The 3,895-nt window shown below is 64.9% G+C and carries 4 protein-coding genes; 3 read left to right on the top strand and 1 reads right to left on the bottom strand.

What is annotated here, in order from left to right; all coding sequences use genetic code 11:
• The 3 genes from AX735_RS02190 to AX735_RS02180 form a co-directional block, all read left to right on the top strand.
• A partial coding sequence (locus tag AX735_RS02190; RefSeq protein WP_066274952.1) for a flagellin N-terminal helical domain-containing protein occupies positions 1–746 on the top strand: 746 nt, incomplete at its 5' end.
• 150 nt (positions 747–896) lie between these two features.
• Positions 897–1,715, top strand: a complete 819-nt coding sequence (locus AX735_RS02185; protein WP_060979436.1) for a flagellin N-terminal helical domain-containing protein — start codon at positions 897–899, stop codon at positions 1,713–1,715.
• Between the two features lie 155 nt (positions 1,716–1,870).
• Positions 1,871–2,692 (top strand): flagellin N-terminal helical domain-containing protein, encoded by an 822-nt coding sequence (locus tag AX735_RS02180; RefSeq protein WP_066274950.1) that lies wholly within the window; start codon positions 1,871–1,873, stop codon positions 2,690–2,692.
• Between the two features lie 143 nt (positions 2,693–2,835).
• Here AX735_RS02180 and AX735_RS02175 read toward each other — a convergent pair whose 3' ends face one another.
• Positions 2,836–3,738: a hypothetical protein gene (locus AX735_RS02175; protein WP_066274942.1), complete on the bottom strand. Its 903-nt coding sequence runs from the start codon at positions 3,736–3,738 to the stop codon at positions 2,836–2,838.
• Between the last annotated feature and the right edge of the window lie 157 nt (positions 3,739–3,895).

The following is a 3,895-nucleotide window of genomic DNA, read 5'->3' as shown; positions in this document are numbered from 1 at the left end:
ATCGCCTGTCCACCGGCAAGCGCATCAACTCCGCTGCGGACGACGCGGCCGGCAACGCCATCGCCACCCGCATGACCTCGCAGATCCGTGGCCTCAACCAGGCGGTTCGCAACGCGAACGACGGTATCTCGCTGGCGCAGACGGCCGAAGGCGGCATGAACGAAATCGTCAACATGATGCAGCGCATGCGCGAACTGGCCGTCCAGTCGGCTTCGGGCACGCTGGTCGCCGGCGACCGCACCAACCTGCAGGCGGAAGTCACCGCCCTGCTGTCGCAGGTCAACGACGTCGCCAACAAGACCACCTTCAACGGCGTGCAGCTGCTGAACGTGCCGCAGACACCGGCTCCTGCTCCGACCATCGCCATCCAGACCGGCGTGAGCTCGGGCGACACGGTCAACATCGCGACCGCCAACGTCACTGCGGCCGGGCTGTCGATCGACACGATCGACATCAGCACCGCCGCTGGCGCAGGCACCGCGCTGACCGCGCTCGACACCGCGCTCAACTCGATCACCACCGCACAGGCGAATCTCGGTGCCAGCCAGAACCGTCTGCAGGCGACCGTGTCGAGCCTGGTCAACCGCGCAACCAACCTGTCGGAAGCGCGCTCGCGCATCCAGGATGCGAACTTCTCGGAGGAATCGACCAACCTAGCCAAGTCGCAGATCCTCAGCCAGGCGTCGACTGCGATGCTCGCCCAGGCCAACCAGAGCCAGCAGGGCGTGCTCAGCCTGATCCGATAAGGCGATAAGAAGGTCGATCAGTCAGAAATTTGACGCGCTCGACAAAAATTTGACGCTTTTTGCTTAATTCTCCGTCGGCCTCACCGTCAAAGATGGTGAGGCCGCTCCTTTTACGAGCTGCCGGAAGGAAGACGTGAAGGGAACCAACTTATGACTGTTATCGGAACGAACGTCGCAGCACTCCGCGCTGCCAACGCTTCGACCTCGGCTCAGATGAGCCTGTCGAAGTCGATCGATCGCCTGTCGACCGGCAAGCGCATCAACTCCGCCGCTGACGACGCGGCCGGCAATGCCATCGCCACCCGCATGACCTCGCAGATCCGCGGCCTCAACCAGGCGGTTCGCAACGCAAACGACGGTATCTCGCTGGCCCAGACGGCCGAAGGCGGCATGAACGAAATCACCAACATGATGCAGCGTATGCGCGAACTGGCCGTCCAGTCGGCTTCGGGCACGCTGGCTGGCGGTGACCGTGCCAACCTGCAGGCGGAAGTCACCGCCCTGCTGGCGCAGGTTGATGACGTCGCGGGCAAGACCAACTTCAACGGCGTGTCGCTGCTGAACACCGCAGGCCCCGTGTCGATCCAGACCGGCATCGGCTCGGGCGACACGGTGAACATCGCACTTGCCAACGTCACCACCGGTGCGACCGGCCTTGCCATCGGCACGATCGACATCAGCACCGCTGCTGGCGCCGGCACCGCGCTGACCGCTCTCGACACCGCGCTGAACACGATCACCACCGCACAGGCGAACCTGGGTGCCAGCCAGAACCGTCTGCAGGCGACCGTGTCGAGCCTGGTCAACCGCTCGACCAACCTGTCGGAAGCGCGCTCGCGCATCCAGGACGCGAACTTCTCCGAGGAATCGACCAACCTCGCCAAGTCGCAGATCCTCAGCCAGGCCTCGACCGCGATGCTCGCCCAGGCCAACCAGAGCCAGCAGGGCGTGCTGAGCCTGATCCGCTAATGACGACAGGGGCTGGCGCGGCGGTGCGTCGGAAAATTGACGCGTCAGTCGAAAAATTGACGCTTTCTGCTTAACCGCCCGCCAGCCCCACCGTCTTAGTCATTGAGGCCGCTACATTTTTTGGAGCCGCCCCAGGAACGTGGAAGGAACCACAGATGACTGTAATCGGTACCAATGTTTCGGCACTCCGTGCTGCGAACGCTTCGACCTCGGCCCAGATGAGCCTGTCGAAGTCGATCGACCGCCTGTCGACCGGCAAGCGCATCAACTCCGCCGCTGACGACGCGGCCGGCAACGCGATCGCGACCCGCATGACCTCGCAGATCCGCGGCCTCAATCAGGCCGTCCGCAACGCCAATGACGGCATTTCGCTGACGCAGACCGCCGAAGGCGGCATGAACGAAATCGTCAACATGATGCAGCGTATGCGCGAGCTGGCGGTGCAATCGGCTTCGGGCACGCTGGCAGACAGCGACCGCACCAACCTGCAGGCGGAAGTCACCGCGCTGAAGGCGCAGGTGAACGATGTCGCGAACAAGACCACCTTCAACGGCGTGTCGCTGCTCAACACCGCCGGCCCTGTCGCGATCCAGACCGGCATCGCTTCGGGCGACACGGTGAACATCACACTCGCCAACGTCACCACGGTAGGCCTCGCGATCGACACCGTCGATATCGGCGCTCTTGCCGGCACGGGTGACCCGGCGGCAGCGCTGACCGCGCTGGACAGCGCGCTGAACACGATCACCACCGCTCAGGCAAGCCTGGGTGCGAGCCAGAACCGCCTGCAGGCGACCGTGTCGAGCCTCGTCAACCGTTCGACCAACCTGTCGGAAGCCCGCTCGCGCATCCAGGACGCGAACTTCTCGGAAGAATCGACCAACCTCGCCAAGTCGCAGATCCTGGCGCAGGCCTCGACCGCGATGCTCGCCCAGGCGAACCAGAGCCAGCAGGGCGTACTGAGCCTGATCCGTTAATCGCATCGGGTCGGAACCGACCTGCGGTTCGACCGTAGGGGAAACGCAACGGCCGTTACCGACAACTCAATGGCCTGAGCCGATATTCGATCAACCCCCTTTCCGGATGGACCGGAAGGGGGGTTTTTCGTTTCGGATGGGCGCTACTTGACTGCCCCGCTTTTCAGCAGCTTCGGCACCAGCACGACCGCCGCGACCAGCGGCCATTTGCGCTGCCAGGGCCGGATCGTGATCTGCGTTCCGGCGTGTCGGTTGATCTTCCAGGCCAGGTAATCGATGCCCCCGGCAAAAGTGAAGCTCGCCTTGGCCAGCCGTGCGACGGTCAGCCGCTTGCCGCGCGCGCGCAGCCTTGCCCAGCGGCGTTCTGCCTCGGCGCGCGGCATCGCGGCCAGATCGGGCACCTCGCGCGCGATCGCCGCGCCGACCGCGATATAATGGTCGGGCGCAAAATCGACCACCTTGTCCGGCCGGTCGCCGCGTTCGGCGCGCAATTCCGCGCCGTAGGTACGGGTAAAGCCGGTGCGCCAGATGTGCAGCGGATCGGGCGATGCGGTATCGGCCACCGGCGCGGCATGGCGCAGCAGCGTCACCGGAGCGGCGCACAGCGCATCGAGTGCCCGGGCCTGCGCCAGGGGATCGGCGCTCCACACGATCCGCACCGGCTGGGCAAAGCGCGCCCAGACCGAGACATCGCCCGCCTGCATCGAGCACGCCCTGGCCAGGTCGGCCTCGGACAACACGGCATATTTGGCGGCCAGCGTGCCATGCGCCGCCGGAAAGACGTTGGGCGGGATCAGCGCATTGGCGCGAGCCATCCACCCGGCCTTGTTCGCCGCGCGATAGGCCGCCGCATAATCGGACACGATGACGTAGAAATCGAGCATCAGCCCGTCGAGCTGCGCCTCACGCAGGCACGATCCGTAGAAGATCGCCGCACGCGCCGTCTCGCCGAACGGGGCGATGATCGCACGCGCAAAGTCGGTGACGCGCGGATCGACCGGCTGCAGGGCCTCGGCGGCGATAAGGGATTGTAGAGTTTCGGCCATGACTAGCTAGGTTCAAAAGCCCTCCCCCTTGATGGGGGAGGGTTGGGTGGGGGTGCGTTCCCGGAATGTAGCTGCAGGTGTCAAACTGCGAAACCTTTCACGCAGCCGCCCGATCACCCTCACCGCTGCGACTAGGCTCCTTCGTCGCCAAGTCTCG

This window comes from Blastomonas sp. CCH1-A6 (assembly GCF_001556365.1).
Lineage (GTDB): Bacteria > Pseudomonadota > Alphaproteobacteria > Sphingomonadales > Sphingomonadaceae > Blastomonas > Blastomonas ursincola.
Note: the sequence above shows the minus strand (reverse complement) of the source record. Positions and strands in the feature narration are given on the sequence as shown.